Genomic DNA, 23,182 nt, shown 5'->3' on the forward strand with positions numbered 1-23,182 from the left:
TGTGTGAGATAGGAAAATAATAGTACAATATGAGAAAGTATATTATGAATATCTGTAAAGTATTAGTAGTAACATATAAAGATATAAGTAGAAGGATTTTGATTAGAGGTGAGTTTGTTTTTTTTTTCCAAGAAAAAGAAGTAATAAGTGTTAGAGTGCGGTTTCGTGGGCTGGAAAATTGTAATAAAGAAAAAAAAGGATTTTCTAAGAATAAATATTTTTTTTAATAAATTTTATAGCTAATAAAATATTGTGTTATTTTTGAATGATCTAACAAGGTGCTAATAGATTGGAATTTTACCATTATATCTTTAGAAACTACTTTATTTATAAATATTTGAAAAACTTTTATAATCTTCTATCACTCATCTTTATATAAATATGTAAGATATCAATCGCAGCTGGCGTGATACCTGAAATTTCACTCGCAGCAAAAAGCGTAGGCGGTGCAAATTTCTCAAGCTTTTCGACCACTTCATTACTAAGACCACTCACACCTCTAAAGTCAAAATTTTCAGGAATTTTCACATCCATCATATCTTTCATTTTTTCTATCTGATTTTTTTGCTCATTTATGTAGTGCTGATATTTACACTCGGTTAAAATTTGATCCACACTCGCATCATCTAAATTTGCAAATTTCTGATCAAGCTTTCTTAGTTTCTCAGCCGTAAAGCTCTTGCGTGCGACGATCTTTTGTAGGCTCACATTTTGGCTTATTGGCTCTTCATCAAGGCTAGCTAAAAGCTCTAAATTTGCCTTATTTGGCGTGATCTGAGTGCTATTTAAAAATTCCAGCCCCTCTTTTAAATTTCTTCTTATATTTTCGATCTCATTAAAAGTCTCATCATCAAGAAGCCCAAGCTCATGGCCATATCTGCCAAGCCTTAAAATGGCATTTTCCTCACGCAAAAGTAAGCGGTACTCCGCCCTACTCGTAAACATCCTATATGGCTCTTTTGTCCCTTTTGTGACAAGATCATCGATCAAAACACCGATATACGCCTCATCGCGGCGCAAGACAAGCGGCTCTTTATTATCAAGCGAGAGTGCTGCATTTATGCCAGCCATTAGCCCCTGAGCGCCGGCTTCCTCGTATCCAGTCGTGCCGTTTATCTGTCCAGCTAAATATAACCCTTTTACTTTTTTTGTCTCTAGGCTATGTTTTAGTTGTGTTGGCTCGACATAATCGTACTCGATGGCATATCCGTGTCTTACGATTTTTGCGTTTTCAAAGCCTTTTACGGAGCGTAGCATTTGCACTTGCACCTCATAAGGCAGGCTCGTTGAAAAGCCGTTTATGTAGTACTCTGTCGCTTCAAGGGTCTGAGGCTCGATGAAAAGGTGGTGTCTGTCGCGGTCGCCAAAGCGGTTTATTTTATCCTCGATACTAGGGCAATATCTTGGCCCAATGCCCTCGATCTGGCCTGTAAAAAGCGGTGCTTTATCAAAATTTGAGCGGATTATCTCATGTGTGGTTTCATTTGTATAGGCGATGTAACATGGCAGCTGTGTTGGAGAGAAATTTTTAGTTCTAAAGCTAAATGCAACTGGCTTTGCGTCGCCATCCTGCTTTTCTAAAATTTCAAAATTTATCGTTTTTGCATCGATCCTTGGACATGTTCCGGTCTTTAGCCTACCTAAATTTAGCCCAAGCTCCCTTAGACTGCCGCTTAGATCCTTTGCGCTTAGCTCGCCCACGCGGCCAGCTTCCAGTTTGTTAAATCCAACGTGTATTAGCCCGTTTAAAAATGTGCCAGTTGTGATTATCACCTTTTTTGCATTATAGATGTTATTTAAGTGGGTTTTAACGCCAGTTACTTCGCCATTTTCGCTTAAAATTTCAGTGGCAATCTCTTGAGAAATTTCTAAATTTGGCGTGTTTAAAAGCAAATTTCTCATATAAACTCTATATCTATCCATATCTATCTGAGCGCGGCTACCACGTACTGCTGGGCCTTTGCTCTCATTTAGCACACGAAACTGGATACCAACAGCATCAGTCGTAAGTCCCATTTGACCACCAAGTGCGTCGATCTCTTTTACGAGATGTCCCTTTGCAAGGCCACCGATAGCTGGATTACAGCTTGCAGCACCTATTTGCTCAGCTAGGATCGTGATCAGTAAAGTTTTTTTGCCCATTCTAGCAGCTGCAAGACTTGCCTCAATACCCGCATGTCCGCCGCCAACGACGATTATTTCATAATTCATGATAAATTTTTCCTAATTTTTGATTGTGTGATTTTATCCAAAAGCATATAAAATTTAAATTTCTTAAAAAATTTATTATTGAATTTAAATATAGAGTTTTTTATTAATAATATTTTAAATACTTTGCTGTTAGATTTACGAAATTTTAAATTTTTTCAAAGGTTTATTTATGATAAATTTGCTAAAAATCGCTGGCTTTCTGCCCTACCTTGCGATCGCATTTTTAAATGCAAGCGTCGATCTGGCACACAAAATCACTATCCAAAATGTTCTTTTAAAAACATATGATGGTGACATACTTTTTATATTAACAGCAGTTATAAATGTGATGATTTTGCTTCCTTTTATATTTTTATTTTCACCGTCAAGTTTTATAAATGACAAATTTTCAAAGACAAAAGTCATAAGAATTTGTGCCATTTTGGGCCTTGTTATAAGCATTGCAGTGCTTTTTAGCTATCTTGCAGGTGCTTTTGGCGTAGCTTTTGCTTTAACGCTCATACTAGCTGCTCAAAGTGCTATCTACTCGCCTGCAAAATATGGAATCATTAAGGCTCTAGTCGGTCCTGAACGCCTTGGCACCGCAAACGGCGTCATCCAAGCACTAACCATCGTTGCCATCTTATCAAGCTCATTTTTGTTTTCATTTATATTTGAAAATTTATATATCCAAGGTGAAAACTCAGAAGAAATTTTAAAAAGCGTCTATCCTATCGGTATCTTTTTAGTGGTCTTTAGCGCGCTTGAGGCATTTTTCGCCTACAAGCTACCATACATCAGCGAAATAAACGAAGAAAACAACAAATTTGAGCTTAAAAAATACATCAGCCTTAGCTATTTAAGAGAAAATTTAAAAGAAGTAAGATCAGATAAAAATATCTGGCTAAGCATCGCTGGGCTTAGCATATTTTGGGGAATTTCTCAGATCATCATCGCAGCTTTCCCAGCTCATTACAAAGCCGTTTTTAACGACGACAGCTCGCTAGCGGTGCAAGCAATTCTAGCAGCAAGCGCCATAGGCATAGCATTTGGCTCATACGTGGCCGGCTCTATGTCAAAGCTACACATCGAGCTTGGTATCGTGCCGATGGGCGCCATGGGTATATTTTTCTCGCTTTTATTTTTCGCATTTGGCTCAAACATCGGCGTAGTAAGCCTTAGCTCATTTGCATTTGGCTTTTTTGGCGGCATATTTATAGTGCCACTAAATGCGATGATCCAGTACTTTGCCCCGCAAAAGACCACCGGCAAGATAATGGCGGCAAACAACTTCTTGCAAAACGTCTCAATGCTGCTATTTCTAGCCATTGGCATAGGATTAGTATATTTTGAAATTTCAACCACTGGGCTTTTTGTATTTACAGCGCTTGTTTGCTTAATCGGCAGTTTTTATGCCATTTTACAGCTTCCACACCTTTTTACAAGGCTACTTTTACTGCCATTTTTAAAGACAAAGTACCGCTTTTTTGTAGAAGGACTTCAAAATTTACCGCAAAGTGGCGGCGCATTACTTCTTGGCAATCACATCAGTTGGATCGACTGGCTCGTGCTTCAAGCTGCAAGCCCAAGGGGCATAAGATTTGTCATGTATAGAACGATCTATAACAAATGGTATCTAAAGCAAATTTTTAAATTTTTTAAAGTGATCCCAATAGGCGCAGGGGCTAGCAAAGAGTCGATCGAGCTAGTTAGGGAGTGCCTAAAAAATGGCGAAGTGGTCGCACTTTTTCCGGAAGGCCACATCAGCTATAACGGTCAGATAAATGAGTTTCAAAAGGGCTTTGAGCTTATCATCAGAGATCTAGAAGAAATTTGCATAGTGCCATTTTACCTTCGTGGCCTTTGGGGCTCGAGCTTTTCAAGAGCTAGTAAATTTTACAAAGACCTCACTTCTAAAAACGGCAGACGCGACATCATCGTCGCCTTTGGCAAGCCAATAAATACATTTATAAACGCTGCAAAGATGAAGCAAAAGGTGCTTGAGCTTAGTTTTTCATCGTGGGAGAGCTTTATCTCAAGGCAAAAACCACTAACAAGCGAATGGCTAAACAACGCAAAAGAGGATAAATTTAAAGAGTGCGTGAGCGACAGCACTGGGCTAAATTTAAGCAACTTGAAATTTATAACAGCCGTTTTAGTCTTTATCAAAATTTTCAAACGCGAGCTAAAAGATGAGAAAAATATAGGCATCTTGCTGCCTAGCTCAAGCATCGCAGCAATAGTAAATATGGCACTTCTTGCCATGGGCAAAGTGAGCGTAAATTTAAACTATACGCTTAATGTTACCTCGCTAAATCACGCCCTAAGAAAAGCAAATATAAACACGGTGATCACCTCTAGCAAATTTCTTGAAAAGCTCGCACTTAAGGGCTTTGATCTAAAAGATGCGATGAGTGGCAAGGCTAAATTTGCAGAAGATCTCTCAGCCAGCGTCTCAAAAAAAGAGAAATTTCTAGCGCTTTTAACTGCATTTTTTGCCCCAGCTTGGCTTATTAAGCTTTGCTATTTTAAACATGTAAGCTTAGAAGATACGGCTACTATTTTATTTAGCAGTGGTAGCGAGGGCGAGCCAAAAGGCATCGAGCTAAGCCATAAAAATTTACTTGCAAACATTAAGCAAATAAGCGAACTTCTAAATTTCAAAAAAGATGACGTGATCTTAAACTCACTCCCTGTTTTTCACTCATTTGGACTAACGGTCACCACGCTCATGCCACTTTGCGAGGGCATAAAAATGGTAAGCGTGCCTGATCCAACAGATGGAGCGACTATCGGCAAAATGGCGGCAAGACACAGCGCTAGCATTATCTTTGGCACCTCGACATTTTTTAGGCTCTACACAAGAAATAAAAAGCTTCATCCGCTAATGTTTCAAAGTGCCAGAATGGTCGTAGCTGGGGCTGAAAAGCTAAAACCTGAGATAAAAGATGAGTTTAGGCTCAAATTTGGCATAGAAATTTATGAAGGTTATGGCGCAACTGAAACGGCACCGGTAGCTGCTGTAAATATGCCAAATATCCTAGAAAAAGAGAGTCTAAAAGAGCTTACATTTAATAGACCTGGCAGCGTTGGCATGCCTCTGCCTGGTACCATCATAAAAATAATCGACCCAGAAACTCTTAAAGAGCTTGAAACTGGCGAGGACGGACTCATCGTCATCGGCGGATCGCAGGTGATGAAGGGCTATCTAAACGACGAAGCTAAAACAAGCGAGGTAATCACGCACATTGATGGCGTAAGATACTATAAAACTGGTGATAAAGGCCACATAGATGAAAACGGCTTTGTATTTATCGTTGATAGATACTCAAGATTTGCCAAGATAGGCGGCGAGATGATAAGCCTTGGAAGCGTCGAAGAAGAGCTTACAAAGGTGCTTGGAAACGACGTCGTCTTTAGCAGCGCAAACGTACCAGATAGCAAAAAGGGTGAGGCGATCGCGCTTTTAGTAAAAAGTGGCACAGAGCCCAAAAATATCGAGCAAATTTTAAAAGAGAGCAGCCTAGCCCCGATAATGATGCCAAGCTATATCTTCATCGTTGATGATATACCAACGCTTGCAAGTGGTAAGGTTGATTTTAAGGGGGTAAAAGCTCTAGCGGTCTCACTTCTAGCGGAGTGAGAGGCACCGCCCTCTTTTTTCGTGATAAAATGCGCCAAAATACTACCCAGATTGCAGTTGCGACTGACATTTGCATAAATCTTAAAAATTTATCTTTTTTTGCAAATTCCACTATTGATTTTATTTTTTAGAAAGAGTTTTGTATAAAATTTCTATTGCTTTTTAAATTTGGTGCAATTCGTGCGATTGTTTGCTAAATTCTGCCTTTACAAAATTTTACTGGCAGATCATAAAAGATGATGCCATACGAATAGTGAACAAACGGGCTATAACGTAGAAAAAGGTAACAAAGAGCTGCTAATTAAGATAAATTTTGCCCTAAATGAGCTTAACAAGGAAGGAGCTTTAAGCGAAATTTCGCTTAAATACTTCGGCAAAGACATTTCTAAATAAGGAGAATCAATGAATTTTAAGCCCATTTTTGGCTTGATCGCAGGTGCTTTTTTAGCTTTAAATTTAAATGCTTCAACTATCAAAAAAGGCGAACTTATCATCGCAACTGAAGGTACTTACTCACCTTACTCATTTTACGATGAAAAGGGCGAGCTAGTAGGATATGACGTAGATATTGCAAGAGCAGTAGCGCAAAAGCTAAATTTAAAAGTTGAGTTTCTAACAGCTCCTTGGGATGCGATGCTTGCGGCTTTTGATGCTGGTAAGGCCGATGTTGTATTTAATCAAGTAAGTATAAACGAAGATAGAAAGAAAAAGTATGGTATGAGCGTGCCTTACACTATGCCATATCCGGTAATTGTCGTACATAAAGACAATAACGACATAAAAAGCTTTGTTGATCTAAAAGGCAAAAAGAGTGTGCACTCTGCGACTAGCAACTGGGCAGCGATAGCCGAGAAAAACGGTGCAACAGTGGTTGTGGCTGATGGCTTTAGCAAAGGCGTGGAGCTTATCATCTCAAAAAGAGCTGATGATACGATAAACGATAACGTCACTTTTTATGACTATATCAAACAACGCCCAAATGCGCCACTAAAAATCGCATACACAAGCAACGAGCCGATGCCAACAGCTGCAATTGTTAAAAAAGGCAACACTGAGCTACTAGAAGCGATAAACAAAGCACTTGATGAACTAAAAGCCGAGGGTAAGATAAGCGAAATTTCGATGAAATATTTTGGAAAAGATATTTCAAAATAAAGGATCAAAATGAAATTTAAAAATTTATTAAAAGTAGTAGCCGTGCTTGCAATGGCTCTAAATTTACAAGCAAAGACCATAAAAGACGGCGTGCTAACAGTAGCAACTGAAGGTACTTATGCTCCTTTTACATTTTATAATGACAAAAATGAGTTAGTGGGATACGACGTAGATATCGCAAGAGCGGTAGCGCAAAAGCTAAATTTAAAAGTTGAGTTTCTAACAGCTCCATGGGACGCGATGCTAGCAGCATTTGACGCTGGCAAAGCAGACGTTGTATTTAATCAAGTAAGCATAACTGATGAGAGAAAGAAAAAATATGCTTTTTCAGTACCTTATACTGTAACATTTGGTGCCATCATCACTAGAAAAGATAATAACGACATAAAAAGCTTTGCCGACCTAAAAGGCAAAAGAAATGCCGACTCAGCTACGAGCAACTGGGCGAAAGTCGCCGTAAAATACGGCGCTGAACACGTCGTAACAGATAGTTTTGCTAAAAGTATGGAGCTTCTTATATCAAGACGCGTAGATGCTGTTGTAAGAGACAACATCGTATTTTACGACTTTATAAAAGAGCGTCCAAACGCACCTGTAAAGATAGCCGCCTCACTTGATGAAAAAGACTACACAGCAGCAGCTGTTAAGAAAGACAACGCCGAACTTGCAGAGCAAATTTCAAATGCACTAAACGAACTTTCAAAAGAGGGCAAACTAGAAGCCATCTCAAAAAGCTACTTTGGCAAAGACGTCTCAAAATAAATTTATAAACCAACAAGGCAGAAATGGAAAATTTAGATAGAGTGATCGAGCTTGTTTCAAGCTCGACGCTACCGATGATCATCGCACTTTTAAAAGTGACGATCCCTCTTACTTTGCTCTCGTTTTCGCTAGGGCTTGTCATCGCTATTATCACAGCAGTAGCGAGGCTTTCAAATATAAAAATTTTAAAATTTATATTTGCTACCTACGTTTGGATATTTCGCGGCACACCGCTTCTTGTGCAGCTTTTCATTGTATTTTATGGGCTTCCTAGCATCGGTGTCACGCTTGATACTTGGAGCGCGGCGACTATTGCATTTAGTCTAAACGTGGGTGCTTATGCGTCTGAGTCCGTAAGGGCTGCCATACTTTCTGTGCCAAAAGGTCAGTGGGAGGCTGCCACATCGCTTGGCATGACACACTATCAAATTTTAAAGCGCATCATCGCACCTCAAGCAGTGAGGATCTCGTTGCCACCGCTTTCTAACACATTTATAGGCCTTGTTAAAGACACTTCACTAGCAGCTTCTATAACGATGGTTGATATGTTTATGGTCGCTCAAAGGATCGCAGCAAGGACCTTTGAGCCACTCATCCTCTACATCCTAGCAGCACTTATCTACCTGGTGGTTTGCACACTTTTAACCTATCTTCAATCAAGGCTTGAAAAAGCTGTCTCAAGGTATGTCTAATGGCTATAAATTTTAAAAATATAAGCAAATCTTACGGCGATCATTTGGTGCTAGATAACATAAACACAAGCTTCAAAGAAGGACAAACGACCGTGATCGTTGGCTCATCTGGTTGTGGCAAATCAACACTTCTTAGATGTATAAATTTACTTGAGATCCCACAAAGTGGCATTTTAGAGGTAGATGATAGAGCTTTAAATTTTAAAGAGAAGCTTAGCTCAAAAGAGCTTTTAGAAATTCGAAAAAAAACAGGCATGGTTTTTCAAAGCTTTAACCTTTTCCCACACCTAACAGCGCTTCAAAATGTCACCGAAGCTCCGATCTATGTTCAAAAAAAGGATAAAAACGAAGCGGTAAAAAAGGCAAAAGAGCTTTTAGCTAAAGTGGGGCTTAGTCACAAAGAAGATACCTATCCAAACAGGCTCTCTGGCGGTCAAGCACAGCGTGTAGCCATCGCTAGAGCCCTGGCTGTAAATCCATACTTTTTACTGCTTGATGAGCCTACAAGCGCGCTTGATCCAGAGCTAGAGGCTGAAGTTTTAAAGGTCATCTTATCTCTTGCAAAAGAGAAAAAGTCTATGATCATCGTCACTCATAATATGAATTTTGCTAGAAAGATAGCTGATAGAATTTTGTTTTTAGATAAAGGCATGATCGCATTTGATGGCTTGGTAGATGAGTTTTTCAATAGCCAAAACGAAAGAATAAAAAGCTTCATCTCGGCTATGGATATATGAAAATTTTAGCTAGAAAATCTAGCTAAAATTACATTAAGCAAAGTGAGGTTTTATCTGCTCTATCCAAGCTGAAATTCTACCCTCCGTTTTGTCACTTTGATTGTCAGCGTCAAGTGCTAGGCCTACAAATTTTCCATTTTTTACAGCATCAGAGCCATCAAATGTATATCCATCAGTACCGACCTCACCAACTACCTTTGCGCCAGCTTTTACGACCTCATCATAAAGCTTTGCCATGCCATTACAGTACTCATCTGAGTAGCTCTCACTATCGCCCATACCAAAAACAGCAACCGTTTTACCGCTTAAATTTAACGCTTTAAAGTCAAAGGCATCCCAGTCATCTTGAAGATCGCCACTGCCCCAAGTCGATGTGCCAAGGATGAGCTTATCAAAGCTATTTAGTTTTGCTGCGTCTACATCGGCAACGTTTAAAAGCTCATTTTCAAGGCCTAGACCCTCACTTATAAGTTTTGCTGCATCTTCGGTATTTCCCATGCTGCTTCCATAAACTATACCTATCATTTTTATCCTTTTTAAAAAATTTTACTAATAATCGTATAAGGCACAAGCTTGATCAAACCTCTCGCATAACAGTGCCTAACCTCAACGTGTCGCCTAAATTCCTCATTTCTAGGAAAAACGATATAAACCATCTCACACTCGTGACCAAGCACACCGACGGCTCTATCTATATCGTCGTTTAAATTTCTCATATCATCAAAGCTTACTTTTTTAAAGCTTGGCATGACGCTGAGCAAATTTTTACCATCTTTTTTGACCGAAATGACACCGCCATTTAACACGACCTCTTTATCTTGATGGCGGAGGCGTATTTTATCATAAACAAATTGACAAAACATCTGTGCCGCATCGATACAAAACTCAAATTTCCCACTTACATAAAGCATTTTTATCATCTTTGCAGCCGCCATTTTTGGCTCTTTTGCTATAAATTTGATCTTTGAAAAGTCGCCTTTTAAATAAGCATTTATGATGATATTTGATGAAAAACAAAAGCGATCTGCTGGCTTAAAATTTAGACATTTTTCGCGAAGTAGGAAATTTATCCTAGCCTCAAAAATTTCTTTGAAATTTAGAAATTTAGCGTAAGAAAGTGGTATTTTTAGCTCACTTTCTACACCAGAATTATAAAGTGCAATAAAAATTTTTGCACGTGAAAGCCTATCAAGCTTTGCAAAAATATTTGGAGTTATTTCGCCAATATCTGATAAAAGCCCGAATCTCATTGATTATTCTTTGCATCCAAATTCCTTATCTAGCCCAAAGACCTTGCAGTACTCGCAAAATACGCAGCTAACGCTTCTTTTTGCACAAACAATTGGAATATTTCTCTTTTTTGCTTGAGTTTTAATAGTCTTCATAGTGTTGTGGTTTAAAAAGCTAGTTAGCATCACCACACACTCGGTATCTTGAGGGATTGGCTTGCGATTTACACGGTTTTCATTTCTAGCATCCCAGTGTTCTATCTTCTCAGCTCCCAAATCATGTAAAACTGCCTTGATAGGTGTTATCTCATCTGCACCGATAACTAAAACTGACATAATAAGCTCCTAAAATTTATTCATTTTCTGATAATGATTATAAGGAAGCTTAACTAAAATTTTTCTTAGTTATGATATTTATTATCACTTATATGTAGAAATTTGTAACGTTTTACTTAGATATTTAAACATCTAAATTCTCTTAACCTTAGATACCGCAAACAAAAATATGATAAGTCCGCTTGCGGCAAAAAAACTACCGACATTGCCGATATTTCGCTCGCCTAAATGAACTATCGTCTGATGCCCTATTAGCGCCCCTGCTCCGATACCTATGTTATAAATAGCCGAAAATATCGCCATTGCAGCATCAGTTGCATTTGAGGCTAAATTTAGCACTTTTATTTGAAAACTCATATTTACACCAGCTATGCCAAGCCCCCAAACAAAGGCCAAGACTAGCATTAAAACTTCATTTTTAGCAATAAAATTTAACAAAAGCAAGCAACATAAAATAAGCATAATAGAAATTGCTGAAAATGCATTTGGAATAAGCTTATAAAATTTAGAGAAAAGCAGGCTTGCAACTACACCAGCAACACCAAATATAAGCAAAAATATTGTGATAAATTTTCCGTCAAAGCCACTGATATCTTTTGCAAATGGCTCAATGTAACTATAGGTGCTAAAATGCGCACTTATGATAATTGCAGTTAGTAAAAATACAACCATCAAAAGGCCATTTTTTGCAAGCTCTGGTAAGCTTTTAAGTGAGCCTGAGTTTTTACTAGGTAAAATCGGTAAAATTTTATGCAACCAAAAACCAACTCCTACTGCAAAAACCCCAATCAGTCCAAATGTAATACGCCAACCAAAGGCGTCACCTATTATCCTGCCAAGCGGTAAGCCAAGTATCATCGCAAGCGAGGTGCCAAGCGCTAAAAGACCAAGAGCTTGCGAACTTTTATTTATCGGTGCTAGCCTAACAGCAAGTGAAGCAGTGATAGCCCAAAAAATGGCATGGGCAATAGCTATCATCAACCGAGCAACAATTAAAATTTTAAAATTCCAAGCAAAGGCACAAAGAGTATGAGCTACAACAAATACGATAAAAACCTTTAAAAGAAGAGATCTTCGCTCTAAATTTGCAGTTAAAAGCATAAGCGGTAAAGAGAGTATAGTGACGCTCCACGCATAAATCGTGATGATAAGACCGGTATCAGCCGTGCTCATATCAAAGTCTTTTGCAATATCACTTAAAAGTGGCACTGGAACAAACTCAGTAGTGTTAAATATAAAAGCACAAAAAGCAAGAGCTATAACCCTTAAATAGGCCACCCTATGAACACTTATCAAATTTTATCCTTAATTTTTTTTCATTACGGTAATGGAATTTTGCTTAAAGTTAGTAATTCAAAAGGCAAAATTCTCATAATTTATTAATGACATAGATTAATAGTAGATTTTGGAAATTATCTCTATAATAAAAGATTTTTAAAAATCGTAAGAAAATTTAAGGCGGAAAAATGGCTAAAATAATGAAAACTATGGACGGAAACGAGGCTGCGGCGCACGCGGCTTACGCATTTACGGAGGTTGCGGGCATCTACCCGATCACCCCTAGCTCGCCGATGGCAGACTACACCGATATGTGGGCGGCTCAGGGTAAGAAAAATCTATTCGGTATGCCGGTTAAGGTAGTCGAAATGCAAAGCGAGGGCGGGGCTGCGGGCACCGTGCACGGCTCGCTGCAAGTAGGCGCGCTAACTACCACATACACGGCTTCGCAAGGACTTTTGCTAAAAATCCCAAACATGTACAAAATCGCAGGCCAGCTACTACCCGGCGTTATCCACGTGAGCGCGCGCTCTATCGCGGCTCAGGCGCTTTCTATCTTTGGCGATCACCAGGATATTTATGCCTGTCGCCAGACGGGATTTGCTATGCTGGCAAGCGGCTCCGTACAAGAGGTCATGGATATCGCGGGCGTCGCGCATCTAGCGGCTATCAAGGGTCGCGTGCCGTTTTTACACTTTTTCGACGGATTTCGCACGAGCCACGAGATACAAAAGATCGAGGTGCTTGACTATGCGCACTTTGATAGGCTTCTTGACCGCGAGGCGCTACAAAAATTTAGAGACGAGGCGCTAAGCCCAGAAAACCCGAAAACTCGCGGTACGGCTCAAAACGACGACATTTATTTTCAGACGCGCGAGCTAGCTAACCGCTACTACGATGCGGTGCCTGATATCGTGGCCGAGTATCTAAAAGAAATTTCAAAAATCACGGGACGCGATTATAAACCGTTTAATTATTACGGCGATCCGCACGCTACGCGCGTCGTGGTCGCGATGGGCTCTGTCACGCAAACTCTCGAAGAAGTGGTCGATCACCTACGCGCAAAGGGCGAAAAAGTAGGCGTACTAAAAGTGCATCTATACCGTCCGTTTAGCCTAAAATACCTCTTTGACGTGATGCCTGAGACGGTAGAAAAGATCGCCGTGCTAGACCGCACCAAAGAGCCCGGAAGCCTCGGCGAGCCGCTATATCTGGACGTCAAGGCGGCGTTTTACGGACGCAAAAATCAGCCCGTGATCGTGGGCGGACGCTACGGTCTGAGCTCAAAAGACGTCGATCCTGCACAAATGCTGGCGGTCTTTGAAAATTTAAATTTAGAGGGGCCCAAAAACGGTTTTACCGTCGGTATCGAGGACGACGTGACCTTCACCTCGCTAAAAGTCGGCGAGAAAATTTCGCTAAGCGACGCAAGCGTGAAAGAGTGCCTATTTTACGGCCTTGGCGCGGACGGTACCGTTGGGGCGAATAAAAACTCAATCAAAATCATCGGCGATAAAACCGAGCTTTACGCGCAGGCGTATTTTGCCTACGATAGCAAAAAATCAGGCGGCTACACGCGCTCGCATCTGCGTTTCGGTAAAAACCCTATCCGCTCGACCTACCTCGTCTCAAATCCTCACTTCGTAGCCTGCTCGGTCGCGGCGTATCTTGAAATTTACGACGTCATAGACGGTATCCGCGATGGCGGGACGTTCCTGCTAAACTCGATCTGGGACGCCGAGCAGACGGTCGCTAAACTGCCGAATAAAGTAAAGAAAATTTTAGCCGAGAAAAGAGTAAATTTCTACATCATCAACGCTACTAAGCTAGCTCGCGAGATCGGGCTAAAAAACCGCACGAACACCATCATGCAGTCGGCGTTTTTTAAGCTAGCCGACATCATTCCGTTTGCCGACGCGCAAAAATACATGAAAGAGTACGCGCACAAAGCCTATGCCAAAAAGGGCGAAGCGATCGTAGAGATGAACTACAAGGCCATCGATATGGGCGCGGACGGGCTGGTTAAGGTCGCGGTCGACCCTAGCTGGGCAAATTTGACGGATGACGCGAGCGCGGAGGAAAAATACGTCGGCGACGAATTTATAGAAAAAATCGTCAAGCCTATCAATGCCGCTAGGGGCGATAGCTTGCCGGTTTCGGCGTTTGTGGGCTTTGAGGACGGACACTTTAAATCAGGCACCACGGCCTACGAAAAACGCGGTATCGGCGTGATGGTGCCTAAGTGGATCGAGGAAAATTGTATCCAATGTAACCAGTGCGCCTTCGTTTGCCCTCACGCGGTGATCAGGCCGTTTCTCATCGATGAAAACGAGCTCGCCGCCGCTCCGCAAACCGTGCAAGATCACGTCCTAGACGCCAAAGGCAAAGAGGTAAAAGGGCTAAAATATAAAATCCAAGTAAGCCCGCTTGACTGCACCGGCTGCGAGCTGTGCGCTCAAATTTGTCCGAGCAAGGAAAAATCGCTCGTCATGGTGCCGCTAGCCGAGGAGATGGAGAAAAACGAGCAGGAAAATGCGGATTATTTATTTAAAAAGGTAACCTACAAAGACGATCTGATGAGCAAAGATAGCGTCAAGGGCGTAGGCTTTGCTCAGCCGCTATTTGAGTTTCACGGTGCATGCCCGGGTTGCGGCGAGACGCCTTATATAGGGCTTGTTACGAGACTGTTCGGCGACCGTATGATCGTGGCAAACGCCACCGGTTGTAGCTCGATCTATGGCGGTAGCGCGCCTTCGACGCCTTATACGACGAACAAAGAGGGCAAGGGCGTAGCGTGGGCGAATTCGCTCTTTGAGGATAACGCGGAGTTTGGTATGGGTATGAACGTCGCGGTAGAGACTCTGCGCCACCGTATAGAAGACGTGATGCTACGCACCAAAGATACCGTGCCAAACGCTCTAGCCGCGCTATACTCCGACTGGATCGCGCACAAAAACGACGGCGAGAAGACGACGCAAATAGCTAAAATTTTGACCCCTGTTTTGGAGCAAAATTTAAGCGTAGAGGGTGTAAAAGAAATTTTAGAGCTAAAAAGATATCTCGTCAAAAAATCTCAGTGGATCATCGGCGGCGACGGCTGGGCCTACGACATCGGCTTTGGCGGGCTTGATCACGTACTAGCTAGCGGCGAGAACGTAAACGTGCTCGTGCTTGACACCGAGGTCTACTCAAACACCGGCGGCCAGAGCTCAAAATCAAGCCGCGCGGGCTCCATAGCGCAGTTTACCGCTAGCGGTAAGCCGATGCAGAAAAAGGATCTGGGCTACATCGCGATGACCTACGGAAATATCTTCGTAGCTCAAATCAACTCAAACGCGAGCCAGGCAAACACGATAAAAGCGATCGCCGCAGCCGAGGCCTACGATGGACCTAGCCTCGTGATCGCGTATTCGCCGTGTATCGCGCACGGTATTAAGGGCGGCATGGCCTACTCCGGCGGTCAAGGCGAGCTAGCGACTAAATGCGGCTACTGGCCGACCTATGTCTACGACCCGCGCCTAATCAAAGAGGGCAAAAATCCGCTCAAAATGACCTCAAAAGAGCCTGACTGGTCGCTTTACGAGGAGTTTTTGCTAAACGAGATTCGCTACAACTCGCTTAAAAAGACAAATCCTGAGCATGCCGACGAGCTGCTGGCTAAAAACAAGGCCGACGCGCAAAGACGCTACCGCCAGCTAAAACGCCTAAGCTTGGCTGACTTTAGCGATGAGGTCGAGTCTGGCGCGCCTGAGAGCGCCGAGGATGCCTCTACCGGCAGCGTAGCCGAGTAAGGCACGAATTCTCCCACTTAAATTTATTATGTGGGAGAATTTTCTTTTTTAGATAATTTCACTTAAAAAAATTAAATAACCCATAAGCAAAATAAGCAAGTTTCTAAATCCTTAAAGTGAAATTAAGTCGTAAAAAGTCAAAATCGCATATTTTAAAATAAGTAAAAAGGAGCAAAAATGCTTATTACTATAATTGTCGTTGTTATTGCCTTAGCGGCTTATATTATTAAAATATATAATAAACTACAATCAATGATGCAAAATATCAGAGAGAGCTTCGCAAATATCCAAGCTACGCTCAAAAAACGTTTAGATCTATCAAATCAAATAATAGATATAGCTAAAGATTATGCAAGTAGTGAACAAATGATTCAACTTGGCGTTTCTGGAAATGGAATCGCAAAAGTAGCTGCTTTGGCTCAAGCCTTTCCGGAACTAAAGGCTAACGAAACATATCAAATGCTAATGTCGCAGTTAGAAAAAATCGAGAGCGAACTCCTAAATAAACGTGAGAGCTACAATGCTGAGGTTAAAAGCTATAATTCTTATAAAAATGCATTTCCACAAGTCCTAATAGCCTCAAAACTATCTTTTGAATCAGTCGCTTATTTTGACATTAACGATGAGGACTTTAGCGAAAATTTAAAAATATTTAAAAAAGATGATTCGGCTAGAATACAAGAAATTTTAAGTGACTCTAATAAGAAAATCACCGATATTGCAATGAATGCGAAAAAGATGATTAACGATAAAATTTCAAATAATCCAAACCAAAAAGAGTAACTTTTTATAAAATCATAAATGGTTTGAATGGCTAAAATTTTAAAAGAGATAGATGAATCAAATTAGTCCATTTAAACCGGTTTTTGATAAAAACTCTAAAATTTTAATCCTCGGATCCTTCCCTTCCGTAGTTTCTCGCAAGCTGGGCTTTTACTACGCAAATCCACAAAACCGCTTTTGGCGAGTGCTGGCCGGGATTTTAAACGCTCCGCTGCCTACAAGCACGGATGAAAAGATAAAATTTCTGCTCGCTCACCGCATCGCTATCTACGACGCTGCGATCTCGTGCGAGATAAAGGACTCGAGCGATGCTAAAATGACCGCCGTCGAGCCTGCAAATTTGGAGCCGATTTTTAGCGGAGTGCGCATAGCGCAGGTATTTTCAAACGGCGGCAAAGCGCACAAAATCTGCGAAAAATACCTAAAAACTCAAATTTTAAACGCAACGGGTAAAGAACCAGTCAAGCTACCCTCGACTAGCTCGGCGAATGCAAATTTTAGCTTTGAAAGGCTCGTGCAAGAGTGGACGGTCGTCGCGGAGGCGCTAAAAGACGGCTAAATTTGACGTGAATTCTAAAATTTAACTCATCCGAAATAATCGTGCCTTCACCTTAAATTTAGTTTCAAAATTTAAAATTACCCAAATAAAACAAAGCAGGAAAAACCGTGAAAATCCTAAAATTTCTATTTTTACTTCCGCTTCTAGCCATCGGTGCGCAAGCACTAGAGCCAAAAATCGTAATGAAGCCCGAAGCGAGCCTAAAAAACGGCCTTTACTACGTAAAAGGCAAGCTCTACGACGACACGCTAAAGATGCTTCGATACAGCGTTGAGGACCTATATGACGTAAATGCGATGGGCATGGTCTATCCGAGGATAAAACCTTTGCCGCCCACGCTCATACGCGAGATAGATGTGCAGGGCGGCACGGCGGTGCGATACAGGGACTATTTTGACGGCAGGGACAAGCCCTCAAACGAATACCCCCTAAAAAACGGCATCCGCGAGGGTACGGCCAAGCACTACCACGCAGATAGCGGCGCTCTGATGGGCGAGAGCGAATACAAAAATGACGTCCGCGACGGGCGCTACCGCCGCTACTACTTTGACGAGGGCGGCGCGTTAAAGCAGGAGGGCACCTACAAGGCAGACAAGCGAGAGGGCGTATTTACCGACTATTACGTTAGCGGCGAGGTTAGCGCACGTAGCCCATACGCGGGCGGGCTTCGAAACGGCGAGGACTTCGACTACTACAAAAGCGGTAAAATTCTAGGCGTGCGAACCTACAAAGAGGGCAAGCGAGAGGGCGCGGAAACGTGGTACTACGAAAGCGGCGCCGTGGAGGAGACGGGCGAATACAAAAACGACCGCAAAAATGGCGTTTGGAAGCGATTTTATGAAAACGGCAAAACGCGCGTAGTAGAAAACTACAAAGACGGCGAAAAAGACGGCGCCGCGCGCGAATACTACCCAAGCGGCAAGCTGCGAGGCGAATACGAGTACAAAGACGGCCGCCAAACGGGCGCGGGGTTGGACTACTACGAGAGCGGGGCGCTGGCCGCAAAGGTGATGTTTAAAAACGGGCGCTATCACGGGCTGTACGAGGAGTATCACGAAAACGGCAAGCTAAAAGCCAGAGTGATGTTTGAGGACGGGCTGGAAACCGGCGAGGCACGCCACTACTACGCAAACGGCAAACTAGAGGCCCTGGGCGATTTTGAGCGCGGCAGGCTTGTGCGCGCTAAAAAATACAACGAATCAGGCAAGCTAATCAGCGATAAGTCTGATAAAAACGGACTGCCGAGGGAATAAATACTAAAATAAGTTGCTACTGGCATCATTTGAATTTTTACCAAACCAAATATTTACGTCCTTTTGTATTTTGAATATTTTAATTGGCTTTAAATAACACTACAATAGTCGTACTTAATATTAAAATTTTATATTTATCTTTTGCATCTTAGCCATAAAAGTAGCAATCTCATTTATAAAATCGATAATATTTTTATAAATAAAAGCGAAATTTCAATATAACAAGTAGTATAATTGCAAGCATATAAATATTATTTTTTATATTTTAAGCGTATTTTGATTTTTGTATTCTGGTTTTTAAATATCTTAATAAGGAGCAAAAATGCATACTCTTGGTCTAATCATAGCTCTACTTACGCTTTTTGTTGTAGGCTGGGCGATTTTAAAAGGCAAATACGCCACTTTCGTGCTTTTACTATCTGGTGTTATCATGCTTGTCTCTTCAGTCATTCTTGATACGGGAGAATTTTTACCAGAAAAGGTAAAGAGCACTGGAAATTCCTTACTGGATGTAGTTGAGTTTATCCGCTATATGCTCTCAAATAATTTTTCTCAACTTGGACTTTTAATCATGTTAATGGTCGGTTTTGCAAGTTATATGACCCATATCGGAGCAAATCAAGCCTTTGTGGGCATCGCCACAAAAAGGTTTAAAGCCATAAAAAGCCCATATTTTATGATATTCATAGCTTTTTGCGTAGCAAAACTTATAAGCATGGTAATAACCAGCGCAGTTGGACTTGGCGTGCTTTGTCTTGCACTTCTTGGACCAGTTCTTATATCACTAGGACTAAATAAACTAAGCGTTGGTAGTATTTGTGCGATGAGTGGAGCTAGCTCAATGGTGCTTCTTGGCTCATCGACAGCTGCTGCTGCAAAAGCAACTGAACTTGAGGTGCTTGATTATGTTTTTATCTATAAAATTCCAGCGGCTCTTCCAACTGTACTCGTGATCGGCATTGCATTAGTTCTTTGGAATAGATACTTAGACAAAAAAGAAGGTTGGGTTTGTAGTGAGCATATAGGAGAGAGCATTAGTTTTGACGATAAGGTGGATGTTCCAAAAGAGCAAGCACCTATAATCTATGCTCTTTTACCATTTTTACCGATGATTTTAGTAGTAGTTTTTTCGCCATATTGTTTAAAAACTATAAAACTAAACATATCAAGCGTCATAATCCTTTCTATGATAATTGCTATGGTTTTTGAAGCATTTAGGCATAAATTTAGCTTTGAAAAGCTTGGCGAAGGGCTAAAAATATTTTTTAATGCCATGGCAAAAAGCTTAAGCGGTGTTGTTATGCTAGTTGTGGCAGCTGGTATATTTGCTGAAGGTTTTAAAGCTCTTGGTATGCTTGATGCTATTGTAAATTTGGCAAAAAGCATAGGCTTTGGGGGGCTTGGCATGTCTATACTTTTTGTATTTATAACAACCATCGTTACAATCATAGCTGGCTCAAATGGTGCAAGCTTTTATCCACTTTTAAACATGGTACCAAATATAGCTAAGAGTTTAAACATCAACTCTGTTATGCTCGTACTTCCTATGCATCAAGCCTCCACAATAGCTAGACCACTTTCACCTGTCTCTGGCGTAGTGGTAGCCATTTCAGGCATGCTTCACATTAGCCCGCTTTCACTAATTAAAAGATGTAGCGTGCCAGCTATTTTAGGTCTTATAAGCCACCATATATTTGTATTTTTACTATCATTTTAAGGAGAAAATATGAGATGGAGCTTTGATGATTCTTATGTAGATTTTGATAGCGAAATTTTTACCTCATCGTTTGAAAATCTAAAAGCACAAAATGAAAATTTAGTTAAATTTTTAAACAATAGCGAGCTTACCAAAGCTATCATCTCATACGAAGAAGCATACAAAGAAGCAGCTAGCCTACTCGCATTTTGTCGTTGTAAAAGTAGTGATAATACAAAAGATGAGCTAGCTAGTAAATTTGAGTTAAAAATAAAAGAGCAAAAAGCTAAACTTGATACGGCAAAGGAGATACTTTTTGATAAATTTGATAGCCTAAAAAGTGATGATAAAATTTTTCAAAGCGCTCAATTTAAACATATAAAATTTCTATATTTAGAGCATAAAAATAGCAAGAGTAAAATACGAAAAAAGAGTGAAAGAGATTTTTTTGCAAATTTAGCGCTCACAAATTTTTTCCCACTTTTTGCAAATTTTAGACATCTAAATAATTTAATAAATATCTCTGCTACCAATAAAAATGCAAAAACACAAAGCTATAATCTTGCAAAATGTATGGGTATATTAAAAGGATCAGATGATGAAATTTTACGCAAAAATGTGTTTGATGCTCTGAGTTCTCACTATGATAAATTTTCCGATCTTTATCTTGATATCTTAAATATGCTTCATGGATTTAGACTGGCTAAATTTAAGGCAGCAAAAGTTGATTTTTTAACTCCAAGCCTTGAAGAAAATAAAATAAGCCTTGACACTTTAAACGCCATGCAAGAAGCCATTAGCAAAAGAGTGGAAAAAATAAGAGAATGCGTAAGAGTAAGAGCTAGCTTTTTAGGTGGCAAAAGTATGAGAAGTTGCGATCTTTTGGCACCTTATCCACTTAGCAAGCATAGTGAAATTTCTCATGACGAGGCTATTAAAATCATCAAAAAAGCATTAAAACCACTGGGCGAAGATAGTTTTATAAAGCTTATGATAGACAAACACTGGATAGAAAGCGATGTAAGAGAAAATAAAGCTGGCGGAGCATTTTTTGTAAGTTTGCCAAAATTTAAGCAACCAAGAATTTTTACCACATATATGAACACTCTTTCGCACTTAATCCAGCAAGCTCATGAGCTTGGGCATGCTTGGCACTACTACTTGATGCGTGATCTTCCGGTTTTAAGCGCAAACTTTCCAATGAGCTTAGCCGAGAGCGCGAGTACATTTAATGAGACTCTTTTACGAAATGAGCTAAAAAAAGATGACTCACTTAGGGTAGAAATTTTATGGCAGGAGCTAAAAAGCGCTGCAAATTTTTTACTTCATATAAGCGTTAGATACGAGTTTGAAACTAGCTTTATAAAACTGCGACAAAAAGGTCAAGTCAGCAAAAAAGATGCAAATGATCTTTTAAAACAAGCTTGGGATAAATTTTATAAAGATAGCACAAGCGATGTTGAAGAATTTTTGCCATATTTTAAGCCACATTTTTATAAAACAGATAACTACATCTACAACTATCCTTATAGTGTCGGCTATCTGCTATCACAATTTTTTCTAAGTGAGTTTAAAAAAGACGAAGTAAAATTTTGCAAAATTTATAAACAATTTTTAATAGAGTGCGGCACGAAAAGCGTAGAAGAACTAGTGAAAAAACACTTTAAAAAAGATACAAAAAAGTGCGAATTTTGGCTGATTGGTATAGATGAAGCACTAAAAAATTTAGATGAGTTTAAAAAGGTAGTGGCTGTATAAATTTACTAGTTATCTTAAACGTTTTATTTTTTTTCGAGAAATTTTATAAATTTTTGATGGAGTATCTTCGAAAAAATGATCATCTACTATTTCATCAGCCACGCTCATAGCCCAAGCTTCATTAAAATTTTGCCCATTTTTGTTCGCACTACTTGAATAAAGCCAGTCAAATTTAGCTAAAAATTTTTCGTGCTCGCACTCTTTTACGACTCTAATAGCCTTTAAATTTGGATACAAAAATGTGGCTTTCCTTGAACGGCGTATAAAATTTTTATACTTTTTTGGCACTCTAACAAGCTCATTTAAAACGCTAAATTTTGCCGTCGTGATAAGGCAAGGTTTATTTTCATCACGCATTTTGGCCTTATTTATCTCTTTATAATCTTTACTCAAAAAGCCAGCTGTCGTATCGGTTTGTGCTAGAAATATCATAATTTTTCTCTTTTTGATAGTAAAAATATACAAGAGATTATTAGGGCAAATCCCAAAAAGTCCCAAAATACAAATTTTGTCCCAAGCCAAAAGTAGCCAAAAAATGCTGCGCTTAGTGGTTCTATACAGGCTAATAAACTAGCTTTTGCTGTGCCTATTAGCTTAACACCTATCATATAAAAGCTAAATGCAAAAATGGTGCCAAGCGTAATAACAGCAATAAATGCCAGCCATTGATTTATCCCATTAAGCCCAGCAAAATCCCAAACTCTCATATAGCAAGCAAGCACTACTCCACCCATAACCATGCCCCAACCAAGTGTGAGAGTGACTGAATATTTCGCATTCAGCCTTGCTGGAGCAAGATTATAAACACAAACGCAAATAGCGCTAACTAAGCACCAAAACAAGGCCTTTGGCGAAATGACAAGAGATAAAATTTGCGCATGTGTGCTCAGGAAAAATACGCCAAGCATGGCTAAAAATAGAGCTAAAATTTCAAGTTTTCTTGGGGCGCGTTTTTCTTTTATACAAATGACCATTAAAATTAAAGCAGGAGCAGTGTATTGAATAACAGTTGCAACTGCGGCATTTGAAAGCTCGATGGAGTAAAAGTAGGCATACTGCGTCATCATAAGCCCAAGTATGGCATAGACTAAAAACTCGCCAAGTAGCTTTATATCTTTAATCGGAGCAAAAACGGCATTTGGTTCTTTAAAAGCATAAAAAATTACAATAACAATGCCAGCTAGCATAAGTCTATATGGCACCAAAAAATCAGAATTTATACCAAGTGAAAATAGATATTGCCCACAAACCCCACTAAATCCCCAAAGGATACCGCCAACTAAAGTAAGGAGTATCCCAAGACGATGAGCATTCATTAAA

General features: G+C 40.3%; 18 protein-coding genes. 11 read left to right on the forward strand and 7 right to left on the reverse strand.

Going from position 1 to position 23,182, the window contains the following annotated elements; all coding sequences use genetic code 11:
• Positions 1–348: 348 nt before the first annotated feature.
• Positions 349–2,211 carry a tRNA uridine-5-carboxymethylaminomethyl(34) synthesis enzyme MnmG gene (gene mnmG, locus CVS84_RS08630; protein ID WP_107691942.1) on the reverse strand — a complete coding sequence of 621 codons (1,863 nt, stop codon included), beginning with the start codon at positions 2,209–2,211 and terminating at the stop codon, positions 349–351.
• Positions 2,212–2,380: 169 nt separating this feature from the next.
• Between mnmG and CVS84_RS08635 the strand changes: the two genes are divergently transcribed.
• The 5 genes from CVS84_RS08635 (at position 2,381) to CVS84_RS08660 (ending at position 9,179) form a co-directional block, all read left to right on the forward strand.
• Entirely contained in the window at positions 2,381–5,833 is a 3,453-nt protein-coding gene (locus CVS84_RS08635; protein WP_107691943.1) for an acyl-[ACP]--phospholipid O-acyltransferase, read from the forward strand.
• 402 nt (positions 5,834–6,235) lie between these two features.
• The gene (locus CVS84_RS08645; protein WP_107691944.1) at positions 6,236–6,988 is read left to right on the forward strand and encodes an amino acid ABC transporter substrate-binding protein; all 753 of its coding nucleotides are present in this window, start codon (positions 6,236–6,238) and stop codon (positions 6,986–6,988) included.
• A gap of 9 nt (positions 6,989–6,997) precedes the next feature.
• The gene (locus CVS84_RS08650) at positions 6,998–7,750 is read left to right on the forward strand and encodes an amino acid ABC transporter substrate-binding protein (protein WP_107691945.1); all 753 of its coding nucleotides are present in this window, start codon (positions 6,998–7,000) and stop codon (positions 7,748–7,750) included.
• Between the two features lie 23 nt (positions 7,751–7,773).
• Positions 7,774–8,442, forward strand: a complete 669-nt coding sequence (locus CVS84_RS08655; RefSeq protein ID WP_021089366.1) for an amino acid ABC transporter permease — start codon at positions 7,774–7,776, stop codon at positions 8,440–8,442.
• Positions 8,442–9,179, forward strand: coding sequence for an amino acid ABC transporter ATP-binding protein (locus CVS84_RS08660; protein ID WP_107691946.1), 738 nt, complete (start codon positions 8,442–8,444; stop codon positions 9,177–9,179). The genes CVS84_RS08655 and CVS84_RS08660 overlap by 1 nt, the downstream gene beginning before the upstream one ends.
• 33 nt (positions 9,180–9,212) lie before the next feature.
• Here the strand turns inward: CVS84_RS08660 and fldA are convergent, their stop codons facing one another.
• The 4 genes from fldA to CVS84_RS08680 form a co-directional block, all read right to left on the reverse strand.
• Positions 9,213–9,704 carry a flavodoxin FldA gene (fldA, locus tag CVS84_RS08665; RefSeq protein WP_107691947.1) on the reverse strand — a complete coding sequence of 164 codons (492 nt, stop codon included), beginning with the start codon at positions 9,702–9,704 and terminating at the stop codon, positions 9,213–9,215.
• An 11-nt stretch (positions 9,705–9,715) separates the two neighbouring features.
• Positions 9,716–10,429, reverse strand: a complete 714-nt coding sequence (locus CVS84_RS08670; protein WP_107691948.1) for a UDP-N-acetylmuramate--alanine ligase — start codon at positions 10,427–10,429, stop codon at positions 9,716–9,718.
• A 3-nt stretch (positions 10,430–10,432) separates the two neighbouring features.
• Positions 10,433–10,744 carry a DUF2325 domain-containing protein gene (locus tag CVS84_RS08675; protein ID WP_002939277.1) on the reverse strand — a complete coding sequence of 104 codons (312 nt, stop codon included), beginning with the start codon at positions 10,742–10,744 and terminating at the stop codon, positions 10,433–10,435.
• A gap of 132 nt (positions 10,745–10,876) precedes the next feature.
• On the reverse strand, positions 10,877–12,040 hold the full coding sequence (locus CVS84_RS08680) for a sugar transporter (RefSeq protein WP_107691949.1): 1,164 nt from the start codon (positions 12,038–12,040) through the stop codon (positions 10,877–10,879).
• Positions 12,041–12,210: 170 nt separating this feature from the next.
• On the opposite strand from CVS84_RS08680, the gene nifJ reads away from it, so the two are divergent.
• From nifJ to CVS84_RS08710, 6 genes are all read left to right on the forward strand, one after another.
• Positions 12,211–15,813, forward strand: a complete 3,603-nt coding sequence (gene nifJ / locus CVS84_RS08685; RefSeq protein WP_107691950.1) for a pyruvate:ferredoxin (flavodoxin) oxidoreductase — start codon at positions 12,211–12,213, stop codon at positions 15,811–15,813.
• Between the two features lie 177 nt (positions 15,814–15,990).
• Positions 15,991–16,596, forward strand: coding sequence for a LemA family protein (locus CVS84_RS08690; RefSeq protein ID WP_087584186.1), 606 nt, complete (start codon positions 15,991–15,993; stop codon positions 16,594–16,596).
• A gap of 52 nt (positions 16,597–16,648) precedes the next feature.
• The gene (locus CVS84_RS08695) at positions 16,649–17,155 is read left to right on the forward strand and encodes a DNA-deoxyinosine glycosylase (RefSeq protein WP_107691951.1); all 507 of its coding nucleotides are present in this window, start codon (positions 16,649–16,651) and stop codon (positions 17,153–17,155) included.
• A 107-nt stretch (positions 17,156–17,262) separates the two neighbouring features.
• Positions 17,263–18,408 carry a toxin-antitoxin system YwqK family antitoxin gene (locus tag CVS84_RS08700; RefSeq protein WP_107691952.1) on the forward strand — a complete coding sequence of 382 codons (1,146 nt, stop codon included), beginning with the start codon at positions 17,263–17,265 and terminating at the stop codon, positions 18,406–18,408.
• Positions 18,409–18,730: 322 nt separating this feature from the next.
• Positions 18,731–20,125: a C4-dicarboxylate transporter DcuC gene (gene dcuC, locus CVS84_RS08705; protein WP_107691953.1), complete on the forward strand. Its 1,395-nt coding sequence runs from the start codon at positions 18,731–18,733 to the stop codon at positions 20,123–20,125.
• 9 nt (positions 20,126–20,134) lie between these two features.
• Positions 20,135–21,862: a peptidase M3 gene (locus CVS84_RS08710; RefSeq protein ID WP_107691954.1), complete on the forward strand. Its 1,728-nt coding sequence runs from the start codon at positions 20,135–20,137 to the stop codon at positions 21,860–21,862.
• Positions 21,863–21,871: 9 nt separating this feature from the next.
• Here the strand turns inward: CVS84_RS08710 and CVS84_RS08715 are convergent, their stop codons facing one another.
• Both CVS84_RS08715 and CVS84_RS08720 read right to left on the reverse strand, forming a co-directional pair.
• A complete protein-coding gene (locus tag CVS84_RS08715) occupies positions 21,872–22,294 on the reverse strand; it encodes a Sua5 YciO YrdC YwlC family protein (RefSeq protein WP_087584192.1) in 423 nt (140 codons plus the stop codon).
• Complete coding sequence (locus tag CVS84_RS08720; protein WP_107691955.1) at positions 22,291–23,178, reverse strand: DMT family transporter; 888 nt, start codon at positions 23,176–23,178, stop codon at positions 22,291–22,293. The genes CVS84_RS08715 and CVS84_RS08720 overlap by 4 nt, the downstream gene beginning before the upstream one ends.
• Between the last annotated feature and the right edge of the window lie 4 nt (positions 23,179–23,182).

This window comes from Campylobacter concisus, assembly GCF_003048575.1.
GTDB classification, from domain to species: Bacteria; Campylobacterota; Campylobacteria; order Campylobacterales; family Campylobacteraceae; genus Campylobacter_A; species Campylobacter_A concisus_U.

What these genes read in the sequence shown, in the direction of transcription:
- mnmG (WP_107691942.1), bottom strand. Translation starts at nt 2,211, where the DNA reads ATGAATTATGAAATAATCGTCGTTGGCGGCGGACATGCGGGTATTGAG.
- CVS84_RS08660 (WP_107691946.1), top strand. Translation starts at nt 8,442, where the DNA reads ATGGCTATAAATTTTAAAAATATAAGCAAATCTTACGGCGATCATTTG.
- CVS84_RS08720 (WP_107691955.1), bottom strand. Translation starts at nt 23,178, where the DNA reads ATGAATGCTCATCGTCTTGGGATACTCCTTACTTTAGTTGGCGGTATC.
- CVS84_RS08695 (WP_107691951.1), top strand. Translation starts at nt 16,649, where the DNA reads ATGAATCAAATTAGTCCATTTAAACCGGTTTTTGATAAAAACTCTAAA.
- CVS84_RS08650 (WP_107691945.1), top strand. Translation starts at nt 6,998, where the DNA reads ATGAAATTTAAAAATTTATTAAAAGTAGTAGCCGTGCTTGCAATGGCT.
- dcuC (WP_107691953.1), top strand. Translation starts at nt 18,731, where the DNA reads ATGCATACTCTTGGTCTAATCATAGCTCTACTTACGCTTTTTGTTGTA.
- CVS84_RS08675 (WP_002939277.1), bottom strand. Translation starts at nt 10,744, where the DNA reads ATGTCAGTTTTAGTTATCGGTGCAGATGAGATAACACCTATCAAGGCA.
- CVS84_RS08715 (WP_087584192.1), bottom strand. Translation starts at nt 22,294, where the DNA reads ATGATATTTCTAGCACAAACCGATACGACAGCTGGCTTTTTGAGTAAA.
- nifJ (WP_107691950.1), top strand. Translation starts at nt 12,211, where the DNA reads ATGGCTAAAATAATGAAAACTATGGACGGAAACGAGGCTGCGGCGCAC.
- CVS84_RS08690 (WP_087584186.1), top strand. Translation starts at nt 15,991, where the DNA reads ATGCTTATTACTATAATTGTCGTTGTTATTGCCTTAGCGGCTTATATT.
- CVS84_RS08710 (WP_107691954.1), top strand. Translation starts at nt 20,135, where the DNA reads ATGAGATGGAGCTTTGATGATTCTTATGTAGATTTTGATAGCGAAATT.
- CVS84_RS08670 (WP_107691948.1), bottom strand. Translation starts at nt 10,429, where the DNA reads ATGAGATTCGGGCTTTTATCAGATATTGGCGAAATAACTCCAAATATT.
- CVS84_RS08635 (WP_107691943.1), top strand. Translation starts at nt 2,381, where the DNA reads ATGATAAATTTGCTAAAAATCGCTGGCTTTCTGCCCTACCTTGCGATC.
- CVS84_RS08645 (WP_107691944.1), top strand. Translation starts at nt 6,236, where the DNA reads ATGAATTTTAAGCCCATTTTTGGCTTGATCGCAGGTGCTTTTTTAGCT.
- CVS84_RS08655 (WP_021089366.1), top strand. Translation starts at nt 7,774, where the DNA reads ATGGAAAATTTAGATAGAGTGATCGAGCTTGTTTCAAGCTCGACGCTA.
- fldA (WP_107691947.1), bottom strand. Translation starts at nt 9,704, where the DNA reads ATGATAGGTATAGTTTATGGAAGCAGCATGGGAAATACCGAAGATGCA.